The sequence below is a fragment of the Zobellia alginiliquefaciens genome (assembly GCF_029323795.1).
GTDB lineage: Bacteria > Bacteroidota > Bacteroidia > Flavobacteriales > Flavobacteriaceae > Zobellia > Zobellia alginiliquefaciens.
This window is the reverse complement of the sequence record NZ_CP119758.1, coordinates 1,638,253-1,659,109: the sequence shown is the minus strand read 5'-3', so window position 1 is coordinate 1,659,109 and position 20,857 is coordinate 1,638,253. Positions and strand designations below refer to the sequence as shown.

Annotated in this window: 13 protein-coding genes; 8 read left to right on the top strand and 5 right to left on the bottom strand. The window is 36.4% G+C overall.

All coding sequences use genetic code 11. The features are described 5' to 3' along the window. Positions 1-10: 10 nt before the first annotated feature. On the bottom strand, positions 11-2,854 hold the full coding sequence (locus P0077_RS07040; protein WP_276168421.1) for a glycoside hydrolase family 2 TIM barrel-domain containing protein: 2,844 nt from the start codon (positions 2,852-2,854) through the stop codon (positions 11-13). A gap of 341 nt (positions 2,855-3,195) precedes the next feature. Here P0077_RS07040 and P0077_RS07035 point away from each other — a divergent pair, with 341 nt between their 5' ends. Next, a complete protein-coding gene (locus P0077_RS07035) occupies positions 3,196-3,792 on the top strand; it encodes a hypothetical protein (protein WP_276168420.1) in 597 nt (198 codons plus the stop codon). Between the two features lie 98 nt (positions 3,793-3,890). Here P0077_RS07035 and P0077_RS07030 read toward each other — a convergent pair whose 3' ends face one another. From P0077_RS07030 to P0077_RS07015, 4 genes are all read right to left on the bottom strand, one after another. Beyond that, complete coding sequence (locus P0077_RS07030; protein WP_276168419.1) at positions 3,891-5,633, bottom strand: alkaline phosphatase D family protein; 1,743 nt, start codon at positions 5,631-5,633, stop codon at positions 3,891-3,893. A gap of 280 nt (positions 5,634-5,913) precedes the next feature. Further along, positions 5,914-7,008 (bottom strand): type I phosphomannose isomerase catalytic subunit, encoded by a 1,095-nt coding sequence (locus P0077_RS07025; RefSeq protein WP_276168418.1) that lies wholly within the window; start codon positions 7,006-7,008, stop codon positions 5,914-5,916. 4 nt (positions 7,009-7,012) lie between these two features. Beyond that, positions 7,013-8,275, bottom strand: coding sequence for an Nramp family divalent metal transporter (locus tag P0077_RS07020; protein ID WP_276168417.1), 1,263 nt, complete (start codon positions 8,273-8,275; stop codon positions 7,013-7,015). Positions 8,276-8,698: 423 nt separating this feature from the next. Next, a complete protein-coding gene (locus P0077_RS07015) occupies positions 8,699-10,030 on the bottom strand; it encodes an ATP-dependent 6-phosphofructokinase (RefSeq protein WP_276168416.1) in 1,332 nt (443 codons plus the stop codon). Between the two features lie 598 nt (positions 10,031-10,628). Here P0077_RS07015 and P0077_RS07010 point away from each other — a divergent pair. The 7 genes from P0077_RS07010 (at position 10,629) to P0077_RS06980 (ending at position 20,853) form a co-directional block, all read left to right on the top strand. Further along, positions 10,629-12,020: an exopolysaccharide biosynthesis polyprenyl glycosylphosphotransferase gene (locus tag P0077_RS07010; protein ID WP_276168415.1), complete on the top strand. Its 1,392-nt coding sequence runs from the start codon at positions 10,629-10,631 to the stop codon at positions 12,018-12,020. Positions 12,021-12,119: 99 nt separating this feature from the next. Further along, complete coding sequence (locus tag P0077_RS07005; protein ID WP_276168414.1) at positions 12,120-12,941, top strand: polysaccharide biosynthesis/export family protein; 822 nt, start codon at positions 12,120-12,122, stop codon at positions 12,939-12,941. 102 nt (positions 12,942-13,043) lie between these two features. Beyond that, a complete protein-coding gene (locus tag P0077_RS07000) occupies positions 13,044-15,566 on the top strand; it encodes a polysaccharide biosynthesis tyrosine autokinase (RefSeq protein ID WP_276168413.1) in 2,523 nt (840 codons plus the stop codon). Positions 15,567-15,626: 60 nt separating this feature from the next. Next, positions 15,627-17,012, top strand: a complete 1,386-nt coding sequence (locus P0077_RS06995) for an O-antigen ligase family protein (RefSeq protein WP_276168412.1) — start codon at positions 15,627-15,629, stop codon at positions 17,010-17,012. Between the two features lie 13 nt (positions 17,013-17,025). After that, positions 17,026-18,387 (top strand): lipopolysaccharide biosynthesis protein, encoded by a 1,362-nt coding sequence (locus P0077_RS06990; protein WP_276168411.1) that lies wholly within the window; start codon positions 17,026-17,028, stop codon positions 18,385-18,387. A gap of 85 nt (positions 18,388-18,472) precedes the next feature. Further along, positions 18,473-19,660 carry a glycosyltransferase gene (locus P0077_RS06985; protein WP_276168410.1) on the top strand — a complete coding sequence of 396 codons (1,188 nt, stop codon included), beginning with the start codon at positions 18,473-18,475 and terminating at the stop codon, positions 19,658-19,660. An 80-nt stretch (positions 19,661-19,740) separates the two neighbouring features. Then, positions 19,741-20,853: a glycosyltransferase gene (locus P0077_RS06980; RefSeq protein ID WP_276168409.1), complete on the top strand. Its 1,113-nt coding sequence runs from the start codon at positions 19,741-19,743 to the stop codon at positions 20,851-20,853. Positions 20,854-20,857: the final 4 nt, after the last annotated feature.

Sequence of the window (20,857 nt, the reverse complement as noted above, 5' to 3'; positions counted from 1 at the left end):
TGGAGACGGTTTAAAATTTAAAGGTTAGGTCAAGGCTTATTAAATCGTCGTCGTTACCAAAATAATGCTCGGGATTACCATGTGGACCAGTACTCTCGGCATACTGAAACTTGGTGCCAATAGCAGGAATGTTCATCACAAATGAAATATCTCCTGCAGGGAATTCTGGAATTACTTTATCCCTCTTATTATCGGCTGGCGCATCTGGTGTGAGCATACGTAAATAGGTATGAGGTGTTTTACAGTATACGGTAAAACCGTTGTTGTTCTTACCCTTTAATTTGGACCAATATAAACCGGAGAAAAAGCCTTTGAATTCCGGGTAAACAAAACCGGATTCACCGGTGATGGTATTATTGTAATCGTTTTCCCAAACTTGGAATTTTGTTCCTTTCATTCTATTTCTCCAAACACGGTACGGGCCATCTCCGAGCCATTTCATACCTGCAACTTCTTCTTCTGGAAAAGAAAAGGTGATGCCCTTAAAACCTTTTACATTTCGGTAACCTTTAAACTTAACCTTTAAGTCCAATAAACCATTGGCATGCACTGTCCATTTTATAATATCTGAAGCATATTCTTTTACGGTTGACCATCCCGGTGATTTATCCGTCTTTTCATAAACAACGGTTATTTCAACTTTATTTTTAAAAGGGGTTACGGTCAGATTTTCTATTTTTTGATCTTGATTTAGGATAATTGGCCCGTTACTTAAAGGTATAACGGTACTGTCTTTTTTTACCTCTTGTAACATGCCTGTTTCTCTGGAAAAACGATAGGTTATATGGTTTGTCTCAATCCTTATCTGTTTATCCTTGGTTTCTGTTGTAATAACTTCGGACCCCTTATAGTCAGTTTTAGAATCACTCACATCTTTTGGTGTAGAAACGGGATAACTCCATGTAAAAATCTCTTTCCCATACGGGTCTGTCGCCGTTAAGTGCAAGGCATCGGTAGATTGCCAGTTTTGAGGCTTGTTAACCGTGATTTTCCCTTTAGATGATGGAGCTAAGTTGGGTAATTTTACTTCACTTTCGCTAAAAACAGTAGGGTTTTTTTTACCGTCTGGTCCATCGAACTTTAGCCACTTTGCGGTCATGGAACATTTCTCTAGGTTAGTATAATGATAGCGGCTCTCTAATCTGAAAATTCCGTTGAAATCATTAGTTATATACCGATCCTCAATATAAATTGGAGACCATATTTCTTTAATGGTGAAATAACTGGCCTCTTTTTCACCGTACGGTCCAACAATACCATCTGCGGCCTTGTTTCCTTGTAAGTCGATTTCATTGTTTCTATCGGTGCGCTCAATACCCTCATCGGCAAAACCCCAAAGGAAGCCGCCTGCACTTAGAGGTAAATTCCACATGATATTCCAATAGTCTTCTAGGCCCGCGCCATGTCCACCATCGTACAGACCATGTAAAAACTCCGTTGGGAACAGGATTTTTTCTTTGGAATAGGCATCGTTTATTAAGGAATGATAGTGACTGTAATGAATGGTATTCGTCTTTTTGTAAATACTCCAGGGGTGGATGACCTCTCGGTTTTGAATATCCCATTTGGCGTAATCATCATCTACTTCTGGATTCCAACCTTGCTCATTACCATTGGCCCAAAGTAAGATGGAAGGATGATTAACGTCTCTAACCACGGTTTCCTTCACAATTTTACGAGCTACTTTGGTGTCTAACATTGGGTTGTGCCACGTGCAAATTTCATCTATGACGAATAAGCCTAGGGAATCGCAAACATCTAAAAAGTGGACATCCGGGGGATAGTGAGACATACGAACAGCATTCATATTCATGTCTTTCATTTGTTGCGCTTGTTCAATACTCCAAGCTTTTGATGTAGTCCGACCCGATTTGGGATGAAAAGAATGCCTATTTACGCCTTTAAACTTAATGCGTTCCCCGTTTACATAAATGCCATCACCTTCAAGAATTTCAACCGTTCTAAAACCAATTCGTTTATTTAAGCTATGCAGTACCTCATTCTTTTTGTTGAGGAGTTCTATTGTTAGGATGTATAGATTGGGAGTTTCAGGATTCCATGTTTTTATAGTATTTGCTTTGGTAGAAAAGTTCCATTTCTCGCTTGTGCTCTTGTTTTCTGTAACCGATAAATCTTGAATTTTATTCCCTTTATCATCTGATAAGTACATTTGTATGGATGAAGCCTTTTTTGAAGTGGTAAATACGTCTACAATTATTTTTCCGTTGGCTTTTGCATCAATGGCTACACGCTCCATGTGTTCTTTGGGTAAAATCTCTAAATAGACAGGTCTATATATACCACCAAAAACCCAAAAATCAGCATCTCGTTCTGCATGGTTTATGGATTCGTTTGCGGAAACCTTATTCACTTTAACCTCCAATAGGTTCTCTTTTCCATAATTTAAAAGTTTACTTATTGCATATTTAAACTCGTAAAAAGAACCTTGGTGAATTTCTCCCGCCAGTTTGCCGTTTATTTTTACTTCGGCATCTGTCATAACACCTTCAAAAACAATTTTTACTTCGTTGTTACTCCAATCCGCAGGTGCATGGAAATTATATTTGTATACCCCATATTCTTTAGCGCGTGTTTTGACGTCATCGCTTCCGTAGTTGTACGCTCCAAAACCTTGTTGTTCCCAGCAAGAAGGTACTCCAATGGTTGTCCATTCTCCACTTTTTCTCCCTTCCGAGACGTAGAAATCCCACTCTACCATATCGTCCATTCCTGTACCTGATAGATATCGGATTTTAGTTTGTGTTGAATTTGTGCCAGGCTGAAAAGCATTTGCGTTTAAAACAGATAGGAAAAGAGCTATGATGACAGTCATAGTTATTTTAAGATTTTTCATACGGGTTCAGTAAAGTGTGGTTCTCTGCATAAAGTTAGGTTTTAAGCGTCGCCCCTAGGGCGTTAACCCTACTTTAACGGTAGTTATAACGGTTAATGTTAAATGTAAATGATTTAAAATCAGTTAGTTGATTGAAAATCACTTAAATTGATTTGAAATTTTAATGTTTAGGTGTCTTGCACATTGCAATGTTTTTGTGTTCGATTTAAAGGGGTTAATAAAATGAGTTTCTATATTGTTTTCTGCGACAAAACGTTGATAATGATTACTTAACATTTGTGATATGAATACTTTCCTATAATTTGTTACTTTGCAAAAACCAACCATTTTGACACGTACTTATGTTTAGTTCCCTATTAACTTCTATTCAAGAAGCCGAATCCGTACAATCTTTCTTTATTGCTGTTGGCCCTTTACTACTGGTGTCAATGACTATTTCTTCCATGTTATTTTTCTTTTGGTATTTTGGTTTTACACTTTCTGAACAAAGAAGAAAAGCAAGGTGGTGGTTGGTGGATAATATTGGGCTCGTACAGCAGTATAAAGATTTGGATGAACTTCTTGATGGTCTGGGGCAGAAGACCTCAGTATGCAAAAAGTGCAATAATGATAAAATGCAACTATGGAATTATCAGCAAGAAGGCTTATTGGTAGTTCGTTGTAGATCTTGTAAAATGAATTATACGTTTACCAAGGAGCACAATGAATTGGTGCAATTAATACTTTCCCAGATGGAAAATGCCACTAAACTGGTCAATATACTCGTACGGTATCGATATCAGGCACTGGGGAAACTATTGGCACGTAACCTTTCTATAGATGCGTCTGCCATGCGGTCAGAGATTAATCCCTTAGAAGTTTTGCATTTTACTGCAAGAAAGGAGCGATTAAGAACAGAACCTGTTAATGATATTCATGTGGAGTTTTATGTTGTTTGATGCTACTGATTGTATTATAAAGGTAAAAGACGGACTAGGATTATACCTGTCCGTCTTTTTAAACCCTCCGCTTTTCTTTTTCAGCTGAAAAAAGCGATTTATATATCTGCTGTTATTGTTTTACCTATAGTGGTGTTGTAAACAGAAGATGAAATATTGTCTACGAAGCGATATTCTGCAACAGCAGAACCACTTGTGAATTCCACCATTACGTAGCCTCTTCGTGATGCGTCAAAATATTTTAGGTCGTCTATAAGTAGAGAAAATGCTTGTTCTATACCTGCAACCGTTTCTGGATCCGTACCAAAGAGGCCTTCAAAACCAGGTGAAGTTACTGATGAACAAGCGAATTCTTCGCCTACTTTATCACCATTTACATCGGTTAAATTACTGTTCCAAGCATTGTGTGTGTCTCCTGCTAGTACAATTGTTTTTTTACCGTTCAGAAGAGCAAAGAGTTTTTCTCTTTCAACAGGATAGCCGTCCCATGCATCAAGATTATAAGGTACAACCGTATTTATACGACTTAAATCACTGGGAGTCAAAGAACGGTCATTGTTTAGCACCCGTGCTTTAATTGTGGATAGTTCAGAAATGGTGTTAAGTAATTGTTGAAACACTTCTGGCGTGGCATTCCCTGATGACACAGCACCAATTCCAATTAATAATTCTGCAGGTACGAACATTTTGGCCATTAAGACTTGTTGGCCTATAACTTGCCATTCAGCATTGCTTCCGGTTATTTGTGATGCTGCCCATGCCAACTGTTCAGAACCTAAGATGCTTCGGTTGGGATCCATCATAGCTGAGGAGAAACCTCCAAAATCAAAATTACCATCAGCTGAAAAATAATCGCCAAAACTTAGTTGTTTGTCTCTTCCAATAACTCTTGTGTCCAACATGACAAGGTTGGCAAGGTTTCCAAATTGAAAACTTCGATATATAATATTTCTGTCGTTAGTTCTAATAGGTAGGTATTCGCCATGTACGCGAACAGCAAATTGCTTTCTTAGATCAAAAGAGCCTTCATCTTCAGAATGGTTCTCGGCACCTGTAGTATATGTATCGTTTGTTATTTCATGGTCGTCCCAAACAACAATGAACGGTTTTTTTTGATGTGCCAATTGAAGACTTTCATCCGTACGGTACTGTCTGTATCTTAAACGGTAATCCTCAAGACTTAATATCTCATTCTTAGGGTCATGAACACGCTTTAAAGCCTCTGTGTTTTCATTGGTACCATATTCTCCTTCACCATATTCGTAAATATAATCACCTAAATGAATGACTATGTCTGCATCGCTTTTAGCAATAGCGTCATACACGTTGAAAAGTCCCGCGGGATAGTTACTACAGGAACAAACAGCTAGCTTAAGATTTGTGAGATGCTCACCGGCTTTAGGCAAGGTAATGGTTTCCCCAACTACGGAAGTAGTTTTAAGATTTTCCTCCATAAAACGATAATAGTATGTATTGTTGGAGGATAACCCCGTTACGTCTTCAACTACCGTGAAGTCGTTTTCTATGGAACAAGCGCTACTTCCTTCGGTAACTATATTCGTAAATGCACGGTCTGTTGCCACTTGCCATTTTATGTCTATGATTTGATTCACCTCTTCCGTGGTAGGTGTAAATCGTGTCCAAATCATCACGGCTTCCGCGGTTGGGTCAAAACTTCCCACACCATGCAGAAATCTAGGAATTTCGTCATTTGCATCGCCATTACCGATTAAGTTATCTAGTTTTTCACAAGCGACTAGTTGAGAAGCTAGGATGACTCCTCCCGATGCCCAGATAGATTTTGCCAAAAAGGCTCTTCTTGTAGTAGTATTTCTTTTCATATTGAAGTTGGTTTTCGTTCTTTCTTAACCGCCCAGGTAATCGTTCAGTTTGAGCGAAAATACCAATGCTATTTGGCCTTGTCGTTACTTCAACGTTATTAGAAAATTAAGATAGCGGTTGATTAAATGCTACAGAAATGTAGAATAGGTTAGGGGAAAAAGGTGTTTATTTAGGGCATATACAGAGTTATAACATACATTATTTTTTAGGCTGAGCATATTTATATGTCCAGCCCATTTGAGTGAGGGGTTTAGAAGTGGGAAGAGGAAAAGGGAATTTCTAACTTGGAGGATAGCAAAGTAACAATTTAGAGCTTTCGGTAGATTTAAAAGTAATGTTCTCTATTGCAGCTGATATAAAAATTTCATCACCTTGATTGTAAGTGTACGCTTTCCCATTGCAGTTTAAGGTGCCGGTACCAGAATACACGACTATCACATAGAAGCTTCCGTTGGAAGCTATGGAATGTTCACCATCTAAATACAGTTCGCTGAGTCCAAAACAATTGGTGTGCTTTGTATTAAAAATAGTGTTTAAAGTATGACCATCGGCAGAGTCTATGGTTTTGGGTTCTATCTTCCACTTATCCATGGCCTCTTCTAGGGTGTAGTCGTCATAATGAAAACAGTCTAGCATAGTTTGCTCTCCTACCCCTTGGTGTATTAATTCAGGAGAGATTTCTAATCCTGCAGGAGTAATTTTCTCAACGCGCATGGTGTAATCCGTAGGTTCTTGCACTTCCATTAGGAAACACCCACTTCCAATGGCATGTGGAACACCTCCGTAAATCATAAAAGCATCACCGGGTTTTACTTCAATTTTGTGAAGGCTGTCCAGCATACCTTCTATATCTTGATTTAAAAAAAGTTCTTCCCATTTTTCACGGGTGCCCCCTTTTTTGAACCCCATGTGCACCACACTTGTTTCACCCTCTATTTCTCTTGTGTTTAGAACATACCACGACTCTGTTTTTCCAAATGAAGAATTAAGGATGTCCTTTGCGTAAGTTTTATCCGGGTGTACTTGAATGGTTAAGCGTTCTTGCGAATCTAGCATTTTAATCAAAACCCCTGTAGAACCGTATTTTTCTGCAACTTTCTTCCCTAGAAATAGCTCCTTGTTCGATTCTATTATATCTTTTAAAGCTATGAGGCCTTCTGTCGTTTCAACTTTGGATAGACCCTCATCTTCCGGTCTGTTTTTGCCTCTAGCGGTTACGGTAGACATTATCCATTCTTCTGGGAAACTATTATCTACCTCTGGGGTGTCTTTTTTCCAATTATCGATTAAAGCCCCTCCGGAATACGTACGCCATACTCGGTTTGAAATTTGCTTTAAAGGAATCTGTGCGTATTTCTGTAAATCGATTTTCATGTTTCTAGTTTATAAGTTCAATTACCCCTTTAATACCCGTTACCGAGGTGAAAATTGCAAAGATTAGTATGAGGCTCAAAATTATATTCGATTTTATGTTGGCTTTATAAGTACCCATCAAATCCTTTCTATTTACCAGGTAGAAGATGCCAAGAACCGTAAGCGGTAAAATAATTGCATTTAGCGCTTGACTAATAATCATTACAAAGACAGGTTGAGCGTCAAAAATGGGAACTACCAAGCCTAGGATTGAAATTAAAAAGACGATAAGCCTGTATTTGGGCAAGCTCATATCGCGCTCAGTTTCATTATAATCACAGATTAACCAAGGTAGCATTAGGATATTGGGAAATTGAGAAGACACTCCGGCAGAAACAATTCCTACTGCAAATATAGAGGTGGCAAAACTTCCTACTAGTGGTTGTAAAAGCTCGATCATCTGCGATGCTCTTGATAATTGTATACCTTCAACATATAAAGTTCCGGCTGCTGCTGCCATGATAGAACCACTTATCAAGAACATTAAGGTTACTGAGAAAAGGGCGTCGTTTCTTTGTTTTTTTAAATCGCTTAACGTCCACCCTGCTTCCTTCACTAAAGTTGTTCTAATGATAAACAAGCCGGAAAACACTGTGGTTCCTATGAGAGATGCAATAATCAGCAGTGGACTTTTTTCTCCACTGATCGTTTGTGGGACATTTGGAATAAAACCTTTGAGGATCTCAATAGGCGGTGGCATCATGATAAAGAAATTCAATAGGAAACTAGCGGACATTATAGCCACTATTACAGCCAATGCCCGCTCAAAAAATTGAGTCTTGCCATTCCAGAATATGAAGTAGACCAATATGATAAAGAATAGTGCAAAGTATACGGGAGATATCCCACCTTCTACCATTGTTTTGGACCATTCATGGCATATATCCGCAACAATGCCCATCACTCCCATGACACTACCGCAAACACCAACCGTTAAGGCTATAATAAAAAAGATGCCAACAGCAGGATGTATATGTTTTTTAAATGCCTGCAATGCGGTTTCCCCTGTTACAAGGGTGTAGCGCCCATAAAGGTTGATCATAAAATAAGTGGTAAGACAGGAGGCTAAAATTGTCCAAAGTAGGGACATGCCGTAGTCAGCTCCGGCTTTGGCCGTGGAAGTAACACTACCCGTACCAATATTAAGTCCCAACAAAAAGATACCGGGTAGAAAGAGGGCTATATAAGCAGAAAACTTAGCACGCCAATTTTCTTTTTGATGTTCCATATTTATTAAAATATATTTGGTAAACCAATCTGGTTAACCAAATATATTATTAATTTATCAATACCCAAGGAAATTATATTTTTAAATCATCTAGAATAGATATTGAATATATGGGGAAAAACCTTTTATGCGTTGTACTTTTTTTAATGGCCCAAAACTATTGCAACAACGAAGCGATAATCTACTTTTTCCATTTTACCCTTTGGATATAAGCCTAATTACAGATAACGCTATTGGAATTGTTGACGATTGGTAGGTCCGATATTAAAGGTTTTGCCTAAGTTATTCTTGGAATGTCGAGCGTATAGGTACAGCCAATTACTTTTAAGCTATTGAAGATATAGTTCCCAAATTTACGAGCGCCCGCATGGCAGAACAGTATTATAGAGAACTGTATTTGCAGAAAAAGTAGTGTTTTATTATCTATTCATCATACATGGTGAATGGTTGCCCAGTGCTTTGCAATACCCCGAACCAAAATTCGCCCTCCAAGTCAATTTTCTTACGTTTGTTGACCACTTTTGAAATTGGTAAATAAACAAATTTGTGGTTGAGCCTGCCTATCACAAATTTAGTTTTCCCTGCCATAGCGCCATGAACCGCATGATAGGCTAGTCTGTTACAAAAAAGGCTGTCGTTGGCATTAGCGGGAGCACTGCGTATAATATAGCTTGGATCTATATATTTTACGGTAGTCTTCATATTTTGGCCATCAAAATATTCTTTAATATGCTGCTTTAATAAAAGGCCGATATCTTGATGAACAATATTTCCCGATGCATCTTTATGGGATTTACTGTCATCATTGAACAAATGTTGTCCTGCCCCTTCGGCAACAACAATAACGGCATGTTTCTTATTGTTCAGCCTTTTTTTAAGAGCTTCCAAAAATCCATTTTTACCATCTAGCTGAAAGTGCATTTCTGGTACTAGTGCAAAATTGACCACAGGCATGGAAATAGCGGTAGATGCAGCGATAAATCCACTATCTCTACCCATTAGTTTTACAATGGCAATCCCGTTGAAAGCTCCGGTAGCCTCATTGTGCGCATCTCTAATAATGGGACTAGCAACATCGAACGAGGTTTCATAACCAAATGATTTATCAATTAAGTCTATATCGTTGTCAATTGTCTTTGGAATCCCAATAACCGAAATATTCAGTCCTCTTTTTTCAATTTCTTCTCCTATAGCATTAGCTCCTTTAAGGGTGCCATCTCCGCCAATAGTAAAAAGAAGATTAATGTCGTTCTTTACCAGAGAGTCGACCATTTTTTCTACAGACTGGGCGCCTCTAGAAGAACCGAGGATGGTTCCTCCAAATTCATGAATGTCTTTTACCTTATCCGGTACCAAATCCATAAAATCATGTCCGTTTTCAGGAATGAGTCCCTCATAGCCATATTTCACTCCAATAATTCGCTTTACTCCATAAAAATAATGCAGAGCCATAACCAAACTTCGGATTACGTTATTTATTCCGGGGCAGAGACCTCCACAACTAACGATGGCTGCAGTTGTTTTTTCAGGATTGAAAAAGAGCTTTTCCCTTGGACCAGCTTTTTCCAGACATTCCGGCTTACTCATATTTTCCATACAAGTATTGAAATTATGGATGGAAGTATCTGCTAAAATTCTATCGTTTTCGTTAATAAAATTGAATATTTTGTCTCCACTGGTCTTGCTGAGATTTATTGGTGATGGTATGGCTGGCACCCCTAATGTTTGAATATCAAAATTACTTTTATCGGCCATAGTTTTGATGAGTTTTATATCTGTATACCTACCCTAAATTTACGTAGTAGATTTGCCATAATCTCTATAAAATCGATTTTTATTCTAGTTAATCAACTAATCATAAAAATGTAAAAACGAATGTGAGATAATCACATCGGTTTCCTGTTATATTGAGATTATTCTATTTTCAATTGATCTTTAGAGGCAATTATAGCGTAATGGATTAATATCCTTTATAAGTTCTCATTGAAAATAGCATAGAGTAGGATAGGGTTGTGACGAATTAATGAATTTTCGGACTTTATATTCATATTTAGCTTTGTTCGGTATAATATTCTGATTAACAGTGGGTAAAAGGAAAATATTTATTTTATCTTGTTAAGCTTGCGTAATGTAAGCATCTAAGTTGATGATTAATTCGTAGATCGACTATATGATAATTCCGAACATCTTTTAATGTTTTACTTAATATAATGTGGATTGACTAATTTTTAGGTCAATTGCCGTAGAAGAAGTAATATTCATTAAAAGTTAATTATTTCATTCATATATTTGGCGTTGTTCGGTGAGGAGGCAAACTATTTTATAAACTTTTAAAACCGACTAAATATCCCCCATGAATTCAAAAAATAGATTTATTCTTATAAATTTACTTGCATTTGAGTTTGTTCTACTCAATGTAGTTTTGACCATATGCTTTATGTTCAAATTGCCTGATTTTTCATTTAGTGACACGGCAATTCTTTGGAATATGGTGCGGTTAATGGTCATCTATAATGTTACTTGGTTAGTAATCATTATGTACATTAGGAGTAGTGAGTTTTATTTTAATCCGGATTTTGGTTATTTTAAGAGTATAGTAACATCACTTTTTTTCTTCGTTGGTTTCGTTATTAGTGCTGTTATTTTGCTAAAAATCAGGTATTTTGCGCGATCAACTTTTATTATACCTATTTTTATTTTTTCCTATTTAAACTTGGTGAGCCATAAGTATTTGTTGCAATATTTAAAGAAAAGGGCTTCGCATCTTTTTTCCGATACATTACTTATAGGGTCGGGCTATGATGAAAACAACATTCAGGGTTTTACTAATGCGATGACCCAGTACGGCTATAATATCATGGGCTACTTGGAGAACAGAGATAAGAAGCCGAAAAACGTTTTAGGGTTTAATATTTTCGGTAGTATAGATGATTTGCCAGAGGCGCTGTCAAATCATGGTATTGATGATATTTTTATTGCCATGGCGGGTATGAAGCATGAAAAAATCATGGAGACAATATCGATAGCTGATAGTTTTGGGGTGAGGGTGAAATTGATTCCTAAAAACCCACTTTTAAAATCTAAAAATTACAAGGCTGTCACCATGGGAGATTTGGCGGTTTTTAAACTTCGTGAGTCTCCCCTAGATCACTTTAGTACAACTGTACTAAAAAGATTGTTCGATTTTTGTTTTGCTCTTGTCGTATTGGTATTACTGTCTCCTATATTTTTAATTATTGCCTTACTTATAAAGATAGACTCCAAAGGACCGGTGTTTTACACCCCCCTTAGGAAGGGTGAAGCGGGCAAAACTTTTAAATGCTATAAGTTCAGAACAATGTCAGTAACGGAAGATCCGGTTAACGGTTCTAAGTCTACTGTAGTTAATGATCCTAGAATTACTCGTATAGGTAAGTTCTTAAGAAAAGGAGATTTAGATGAATTGCCCCAGTTTTACAATGTTTTAAAAGGGGAGATGAGTGTTATAGGTCCTCGACCACATAGAATCAATCTGCAAAATGACTTTAGAAAGACGGTAAATCATTATATGGTTAGAAGCTATGTTAAACCTGGTATAACAGGCTGGGCACAAGTAAATGGCTGGAGAGGTCCAACTGTGACAGATGAGCAAAAAAATCAAAGAGTAAATCATGATTTATGGTACATTGAAAATTGGAGTCCTTGGTTAGATGTTAAAATCATTTTTCTTACCATTTTTGGGAGTCACCATAAAAAGGCATTTTAATCTTTTGCATACTTGGGCGAATAACGCCCTTGTTCCAAACGTATGTTCTATACGTTAAAAATCGAATCCGAAAATAAGAGACTAAGTAAAAATTAAGCCATGACAATTATACCAAGCATAAAAAAACCGATGCTTACTTTTTTTAAAAATGCATATGCCGCACTTTCCCTGCAGCGGGTTTTTGTAATATTGATCACTTTAACATTAACTTCTTGTTATACTACTAAAGGTGTGAATTACCTTCAAAGTCCTGATCAAGAAATGACCATACGTCTGAGACCTACGGAATATGGAGTGCAACCAAATGATGTGTTAAGTGTTAAAGTGCAAAGTAGAGATCCTGATCAAGTAGCATATTTTAATAATTCAACCGTAGAAAACAGAAATTTGCAGGCTAATCCTGCTTCACTTTTTTTAACAGGCTATACTGTTGATAAAGAAGGGGCTATAGATTTGGCTATCGTGGGAAAGGTTAATGTGCAGGACATGACTGTTGAAGAAATTCGCGATTTCGTACAAACCGAAATAGACAAATATTTATTGAATGCCGTGGTATCCGTAAAGCTTACCAGCTTCAAGGTTTCGGTTCTAGGTGATGTAAAAACTCCAGGAACAACGTATATATATAATACTCAAGCAACCATTTTTGAGGCTTTAAGTGCCGCGGGGGATTTAAACATATCTGCAAAGCGTAAGAACGTTAAATTGATTCGTCAAAAGGGAGATAAATCCATTGTGGTAGATTTAGATTTGACAAGCCCGGAAATCATAAGGTCGCCCTATTATTTTTTACATCCCAATGATGTGTTGTACGTAGAAACATCAAAAGAAAATCTTTTTCAAAAGAACTTGGGAGTTTTCAGTTTAGTGCTTTCCGCAATATCTACGACCATATTAGTATTGAGTTTCAATAACAACTAATGCGCCAGAGTTTCCTTACCGGGTAAGTGTAAAAGTAGAATTTCATGAAGGTTCAAAAAAGGAAAAGTATTTGGGCTGGAAGAAAACATTAATGATAACGAGATGAAAGAGAAAAAGAATAATCAAGTTAATGCTCAGCAAGAGATTAACTTAAAATTATTTTTTAGAAAAATATATAAGAACAAAATGTTTTTTATGGCCAGTATAGGTCTCTTTGTTCTTTTGGCGTTGATTTATATTGCTGTGGCCACACCAATTTATGAGGTTTCCACTTCTGTTTTGATTGACTCTAAAGGTAGAAACCGGGTTTTGGGAGACAGTGAATATGTTGAAGGCGGAGTGAGCCTTATTGAAATGGAGAAAAACCTATATAATGAAATAGGTATTTTAAAATCATTTAGTCTCATTAGGCAAACTATAGAAGACCTTAGTTTTGATGTGTCATACTATACCAAAAGCTTCTTGTCTTCTGAAGAAGAGAAGTACGGATATTTTCCGTTTGAAGTTTTTTTGGATCGTTCTAAACCTCAATTGTATGGGGTTCCTTTTGAAATTGAATTACTATCCGACGATAGTTACCGCTTGAATATTGAAGGCGACGAGTTCGGTGTTTCTAATCCATTGAACGGATCTGTAAGAGATGTAGAAAGAAGTTTTGATTTTTCTGGGGAGTATAAGTTCGGAGATACTGTAGAACACGAATATTTCACGTTTACTCTAAATAGACCTGAATATAGCGTAAACGATGAAGATTTTGACGGAGATGATTTAAGCTTTGTAATTAATAACATTGAGGGAGTCACTAAAAATTACATGGGTAAATTAGAGGCCGACAATATTGATATCCAGGCCAGTATTTTTAAAATAGTTTCATCGGGGCCTATTGTAAGTAAAGAAGTTGATTTTCTCAAAAAGCTAACTCAGAATTATGTTCAGAACGAACTTTCGTCAAGAACAGAGATTGCAGCGGGGAAAGAAGCTTTTATTAGAAATCAGTTAAGGGTCATATCTGATTCATTAAACAAATTCGAGGTAAAGCTAGAAGCCTTTAAAAGGGACAAGAAGGCTGTGGATTTAGGTGCTACGGCCTCAAATGCTTTAGATCAGACCAATAACCTTCAGGTTGAGGCTGCCAAAATAAAAATGAATATTAATTATTATAACTCCATTATTAGGAGTGTAAAGAGTAATAGAAACAAGGATGAATTCATAATGCCTTCCGGAATCGGCCTGGAGGACCCCATGATCAACCAGAATATTCTCGCATTAAAAGAATTATACGCAGAGCGCTCAAGAAAGAAATTTTATGTGACGAGCAACAATGAGGAGATGACCATTTTAAACGGTCAAATAAAAGAATCTACAGAACTGTTGTTGAATAACCTAAGAAGTGCAGTTAGGTCTTCACAAGCAGCTCTAGGTGGTATAACATCTCAATTGTCTAACATTGATGAGCAGATAAGCTCTTTACCTACTAGAGAAATACAATTGCTTAATATTGAGCGGCAAAATACGCTGTATGAGAATCTGTACAAGTACTTGAGTCAAGAGTTGGCTAAAACAGGAATAGCAAGAGCGGAGAGTACGTCCGATACGAGAATATTAGATGAAGCAAGAATGGTGGGGAATGGTCCTGTAGCACCACAAAAATCTCTTTTATTGGCTCTTGCCGTAGTGTTAGGTATGCTCATACCTTTGGGGTGGATGATATTCTTTTCACCAGATGATACTATTGAGAATGTTCAGCAGGTTATGGCGAATAGTGATATGCCAATAATAGCGAGTATCGTGCATTATGATAATGAGCCAAAAAAGAAAAGGGAGCTAGTGGTTCCTTTTTTGGATTTTGATATTGAGAAGTGGGTAAGGAAAATTAAGGGTAGTGAAAAGCTTTTTGATTTTGTAGACCAAAATTTTAAACCGGCAGAATCTGATTCGGAAGTGGCACTTTGGAAGCTTAAAGAATCATTCCGAGATCTGAGTACAAATCTTAAACTTGTTAATTCTGCAGATAAAGGAGTTATTGGCATAACCTCTATATTGCCTGAGGAAGGCAAAACTTATAGTGCAATTAATCTGGGAATAACACTTGCAGAAGCGGGAAAGAAAACCATAATTATTGATGCCGATTTGAGAAACCCTAGTCTGGTTAAAGGGGTTCGTAAAATAAAGGGGAAAGGATTATCCAACTATTTAATGGGAGAACTAAGTTCATTGAATGAAGTTATTCACTCACATGAAAAAGTCAAAAATTTAAAATTTATCCCTTCGGAAATCGTAGACGGTAATGTTCATGAGTTATTGTCCAGTGATAAAATGAAGTCTGTTGTTGAGAAGCTGAAACAGGAATATGACTACGTTATTTTAGATACCCCTGCAGTAGGTTTGGTGTCTGACTTTCTTCTGCTTTTAGATGTTATGGATATTAATCTGTTCGTAGTGAGAAGAAATATTTCTAAAGTGGAGTTTTTAGAAGATCTTGAAAATTTGATTCCTCGTGATAAAAAGAAAAAGAGCTATATCATATTTAATGATGCATTAAAAGAGGACCATAAATATGGGTATGAAGCCAAATATGGTCTGAACAAGGAAAAACAACTTGTGGATAAGTCGTTTTCGGTGTAAGGTTAATAAGCTATTGGATAGGTATATACAACTTTTGAATCGAATTTTGCTATAAGGGGAATGGGTAACTACGAGCAGCATTTTAGTTGGACAGGAGTTCAAATACACCACTTTTACATCTATTTTGTAATTGCTGGGCTAATTGCTTCGTATTTGACCTATAAAAGCGATTCTAAGTACAAGTTAGAGGGTTTTCTTTTGTCCTTTTACTTTTTGACAGGAAATATAAATGAACTGCTTACAATTAAAATACCGGGTTTTAGCTTTTTTGAAATTCAGCCTATAAGGCTCATATATCTTTTATTGCTCTTTTTTATAATACGGAAAACGCTTTTGTCTAAAGAAAAGCTATTGTCCTCCTCTAAAAGAAGCACTCCGTTATTCATGATTCCGCTTGCACTTTATATCATTCTACTTACAATCTCAATAGGTGTGAATGTGGATGAGGTGGGTTCTGGTGATGCATTAAAAACGGTACTGGAATCTTTTGCATTTGTCATTATTCTTTTTGGTCTAAAGTTAATGGCGGATCAGCCAACTTATGATTTAATTGGAAAATCTATAATCATAGGGGCTATCGTTACAAGTTTAGTTGCTATTGTACAATTAGGGGTTGAACCCTACTTTATGAGAATTGGAGATGATAGGCCGGCTTTTGGGGCGGTAATTAGATCTAATGGAATCTTTAGTACAGAATATTTCCATTCATATTTTTTAATTATAGCAATTGTATGGGTGTTTACTACCGTGAAAAATAACCTTTGGAAAACGGGTCTTGTTATTTTGTTTTCTATAGGCGTAGTTACTTCGTTTATGAGAATGAGTTGGATAATACTAGCCCTAGTGTTGATTACTTATCTTATTTTTATTTATAAGATAGCTCTTGAAAAAATGTTATTTGCTGGATTAACAGGTTTGGCTATACTGCTTTGTGCGGGTATTTTTTACTATCAAGACATTATGAACAGTACAATGGTAAAAGAACGTCTAACGGATTCCGTGGGAGGTCGAAAAGGGTATTATGGTATGGTAATAGATAATATTCATAAGAAACCGTGGCTTGGCTATGGAGGTCTTAAAAATGAAGTGTATTACATTAATCTTTTGAGAATAACAGGAGATAGAGATCGTGCAACCGCAACTACAGGTAGTTTGCATAGTGGATATTTTTCTTCATTGTTTGAATATGGTGTGCCGGCATTCGTTTGTTTTACTTTATTTGTTATGCTTTCAGCATTGTACTATTCTCGCTCCTTTCATTCAAACTTATATTTTGTAATTCCTTTTTTAGCAAGTGTAATATTTATGATAGGTAACCTCACAAACACCTTTTTATTTCTCTCTTATGTTTCTGTGTTGTATGCCGTGCACATTGGCATGGGTATGGGTATACATAAAATTGAGGAGAATCGATTATTGACATCCCAAGCGGATTACTCAAAATAGCCCAAGTTTACCTATGAAACTATTAGAAAAGGCAAAAAGGCTTATTGGAAAAGATAAAGGACGCTCAGGCAAGGCTAAAAAGAATATATTTTTGACCATTATCATCAAGGGGGTGGGCATCTTAATAGGGTTTCTTTATTTTCCTCTATCATTAGATTATCTTGGGGCGATGAAGTTTGGGATCTACCTGACTTTATTATCTACCATTGATTGGTTTTTGAACTTTGACATTGGAATTGGTCTAGGACTTCGAAATAAATTTGGAGAGGCGATTGCAAAAAATGAGGAAGAAGAGGCTGTGCACTATGTGAGCACGGCGTATTTTGTACTTGGAGCCATTGTTACTTTACTAACGTTTGTATTACTTTCACTCAATTTTATACTACCATGGACCGGTTGGCTAAATATTGAGCCCAGTATGGTAGAAGAGGTTAAGATGCTTGGAGCGGTGATAATAGTTGCTTTTGGTATTAGATTTGTAACCCGCAATGTATACGAGATATTCTACGCGCTACAGAAAATGGCCTATGTTGAGTACTTTTCGTTATTGACTAAAGCATCTTTCTTAGTGTTAATTTTGTTGATTCCTTTTATCATGAGCGATTCACTATTGCTTTTTGGAACAGCAAAGGCCATGACTTTTGCCTTAGTACCTTTGTTTGTTGGAGTATATTTTTTTAGAAGAAAATTCAGTCAATACCGGCCGACTTTAAAAGCAGTTAAGCTTTCTTATTTCAAAGACTTATTTTCCTTAGGTGTCAAGTTTTTTCTGATTAAAATATCACTTCTTGTAATTCATCAGACCAATAATCTTTTAATAGCTAGTTTTGTTTCCTTGGAAGGGGTGCCTCAATATGAGGCGGCGTATAAGTACTTGTCTATATTCATGATTCTTTTTGTAATTATTACAAATCAACTGTGGCCATCCAATATAGAGGCCTATGTAAAAGGAGATATTGATTGGATGAAAAAATCTCTAAAAACAGTGCTTAAGGTGTGGTTGGTTACCTTAGGGCTGGCAGCAGTTATGGTATTGTTATCTCCTTTAGTATATAAATTCTGGTTGCAAGATAACCTTACGATACCTATAGGTATTTCTATTACTGTTGCCGTGTCCGTGTGCTTGGTTACTTGGATTAATATTTTCAGTATTGTCTTGAATGGTACAGGAAAAATTAAAATTCAGATGTATGCTTATCTTTTCGCAGCCTTAGTAAATATTCCAGCATCACTTTTTTTTGTAAAGGTCCTTGATTTTGGTGTGGTGGGTATAGTTCTAGGAACTGTAACGTGTCTTATACCTTTGGCTATCTTGGCCCCAATTCAAGTATTCAAAATATTGGCTAAGAAAGAGCGGGGTATATGGGCGGAGTAGTAAATAATACGTAAACAAGAAACTTGACTGTGGAAAATGGTATACAGTTTTTATTAATACTAATGTAGTTTTGTCTGAACACGAAATGAAAAATCAAAAGCATGTTGTTTTTTTAGGAGAAGCTAGATTTCCCTATGGCTTAGCTTCTGTACAGCGTATGACTTTAATGGCAAAGGCTCTGCTGCATGAGAACATTAAGGTAACAATTATCTGTAGAAAAGGCTCTTGGAACCAAGGAGAACATCCTGATTTTAAGTATGAAGGCACCTATGAAGGAATTAACTATATCTATACTTCTAAAGAGGTGCATAAGCCAAAAGGTTTCATAAAACGAAACGTTCAAAAGATTCGAGGGATTTACGGCGAATACCAATATTTAAGAAATTTAAAGAAAAACGGAGGGATTAGCATGGGCGTTCTTTCAAATAGAAAGTTAATACATGTTTTCAGATATGTATTTTTTTCATATTTATTTAGGTTTCCAATAGTAATAAATCTTGTTGAAATGGCTTCCTCAATGAATCATAAAAGAAGCCTTTCAAGAAAGATAAATGATTTTATTCTTGATAAATGGATAGTTAAACTGTATGATGGGGCATTACCAATAAGTGATAAATTAAAAGATTTTTATCACGTTGCATCACCTTTAAAACCAAACCTAAAATTGCCCATCATTTGTGATTTCGATAAGTTCAATATATCAAGAGAACCTTCTGAACCATATTTCTTGTATTGTGGCAGCATATCATATCGCGAGGTGATAGATTTCATTCTTGAAGCTTACAAACATATTTCGCAAGAAGAAAATGTAAAGTTATATATGATAGTAAGTGGGGAAAGTAAAAAAGAAGTGGCACGTTTTCAGCAAGAAATGAACGATATGTTTAAAACTGAACCCATTCAGTTATTCTCGAACATACCTTATTCCCAATTAGTGAAATTATATGTAAATGCTAGTGCCCTATTGATTCCATTACGACCAACGCTTCAAGACTCATCAAGATTTCCACACAAGATTGGAGAATACTTGGCTTCTGGTAACCCGGTCATCACGACAAATATTGGTGAAATATCTGTTTATTTTAAAGATGGGGAGACGGCGTTGGTTGCCGGCAATTATATTGTTGAAACCTTCGCCGAGAAAATGAAGTTCGTAGTAGACAATCCAGAAAAGGCAAAAAAAGTGGGACTAGTTGGTAAGGAATTAGGCTTAAGAGAATTTGATTATAGAACTCATGGAGCGCGTTTAAAGGCGTTTATTGAAAACCTATAAATATAGATTAACTGAAAGGTAACTTTAGTTACAATCATCAGATAGCTCATATTGTATATATTTCTATCGTAAAGTCCGCTATGACAAAAAGAAAAAATATTTGCATTACAATTAACTCTTTAGGACGTGGAGGAGCGGAGAAACAGTGCCTGTTATTAGCAAAAGCACTAAAGCATAAGCATAACGTTGTTGTTGCTATTCTTAAACCGGAGCCAAGGTATGAGTCTCATGTAAGATTTATACAGCAGGAAGAGATTGAGCACCTTGTACTATCTCCTAATGTGCTTTTTAATGCCGTTAACTTTATTAAGTTTCTTAAAAAAGAAAAAATTGATATCGTTTTTTCTTTTTTGCCTACAGACACCATTTTTTCTGCCATTTGTGGAAAGTTTGCCGGAGTATCGTATTCTTTTGGAGGCATTAGAAATAGCTATATGCCTAAGCTCAAGTTTATGGCCTTAAAGGCGGTTAATAATTACCTTTTGGATTATACTATAGCAAATAACTTTGCCGCTTATAGTTCGTCTCAAAAATTTGGGTTTAAGAAGAATGTTTTTGTAATATCCAACGGAATAGATATCAACCCGTTTAAGCAGCGAATTCCTCAAAATGGAGCATGTATCTCTATAATTAGCATGGGTAGATTGGTAGAACAAAAGCAATATGGAGTAGCGCTTAAATCCATTTATAAGCTTAAAGAAACATTAGCTGGGGCCTATAGGTTTAGGTACAAAATTGTTGGACAGGGTGCTGAAGAAGAAAATATTAGAGAAGACATAAGAAAGTATGGGTTAGAAAATGAAGTAGAACTTGTAAAAAACCCGTCTAATATTTATCAACTTTTAGAAGAGTCTGATATATATCTGTGCAGTTCATCTTTTGAAGGTGTGTCAAATTCCGTAATGGAGGCTATGAACTCTGGATTGCCCATAGTCGCAACTGATGCCGGGGATAACTCACGATTGGTCATTCACCAAAAAAACGGGTTTATTTCAAAAATCGGAGATGATAAAGCATTGGCTGGATATCTAGAAGAACTTGTACAATTTCCACAAAAAAGAATTGACATGGGCAGGAAAAGTTACGATCATCTAGTCGAAAAATTTAGCTATAAAGCGTTCCAAAATCATTACTTGAGTCTCATTGAAAATATAAATACGTTTCACATAGATAAGGGGAACGTCCAACTGTAGAATG

What these genes read in the sequence shown, in the direction of transcription:
- P0077_RS07040 (WP_276168421.1), bottom strand. Translation starts at nt 2,854, where the DNA reads ATGAAAAATCTTAAAATAACTATGACTGTCATCATAGCTCTTTTCCTA.
- P0077_RS07035 (WP_276168420.1), top strand. Translation starts at nt 3,196, where the DNA reads ATGTTTAGTTCCCTATTAACTTCTATTCAAGAAGCCGAATCCGTACAA.
- P0077_RS07030 (WP_276168419.1), bottom strand. Translation starts at nt 5,633, where the DNA reads ATGAAAAGAAATACTACTACAAGAAGAGCCTTTTTGGCAAAATCTATC.
- P0077_RS07025 (WP_276168418.1), bottom strand. Translation starts at nt 7,008, where the DNA reads ATGAAAATCGATTTACAGAAATACGCACAGATTCCTTTAAAGCAAATT.
- P0077_RS07020 (WP_276168417.1), bottom strand. Translation starts at nt 8,275, where the DNA reads ATGGAACATCAAAAAGAAAATTGGCGTGCTAAGTTTTCTGCTTATATA.
- P0077_RS07015 (WP_276168416.1), bottom strand. Translation starts at nt 10,030, where the DNA reads ATGGCCGATAAAAGTAATTTTGATATTCAAACATTAGGGGTGCCAGCC.
- P0077_RS07010 (WP_276168415.1), top strand. Translation starts at nt 10,629, where the DNA reads ATGAATTCAAAAAATAGATTTATTCTTATAAATTTACTTGCATTTGAG.
- P0077_RS07005 (WP_276168414.1), top strand. Translation starts at nt 12,120, where the DNA reads ATGACAATTATACCAAGCATAAAAAAACCGATGCTTACTTTTTTTAAA.
- P0077_RS07000 (WP_276168413.1), top strand. Translation starts at nt 13,044, where the DNA reads ATGAAAGAGAAAAAGAATAATCAAGTTAATGCTCAGCAAGAGATTAAC.
- P0077_RS06995 (WP_276168412.1), top strand. Translation starts at nt 15,627, where the DNA reads ATGGGTAACTACGAGCAGCATTTTAGTTGGACAGGAGTTCAAATACAC.
- P0077_RS06990 (WP_276168411.1), top strand. Translation starts at nt 17,026, where the DNA reads ATGAAACTATTAGAAAAGGCAAAAAGGCTTATTGGAAAAGATAAAGGA.
- P0077_RS06985 (WP_276168410.1), top strand. Translation starts at nt 18,473, where the DNA reads ATGAAAAATCAAAAGCATGTTGTTTTTTTAGGAGAAGCTAGATTTCCC.
- P0077_RS06980 (WP_276168409.1), top strand. Translation starts at nt 19,741, where the DNA reads ATGACAAAAAGAAAAAATATTTGCATTACAATTAACTCTTTAGGACGT.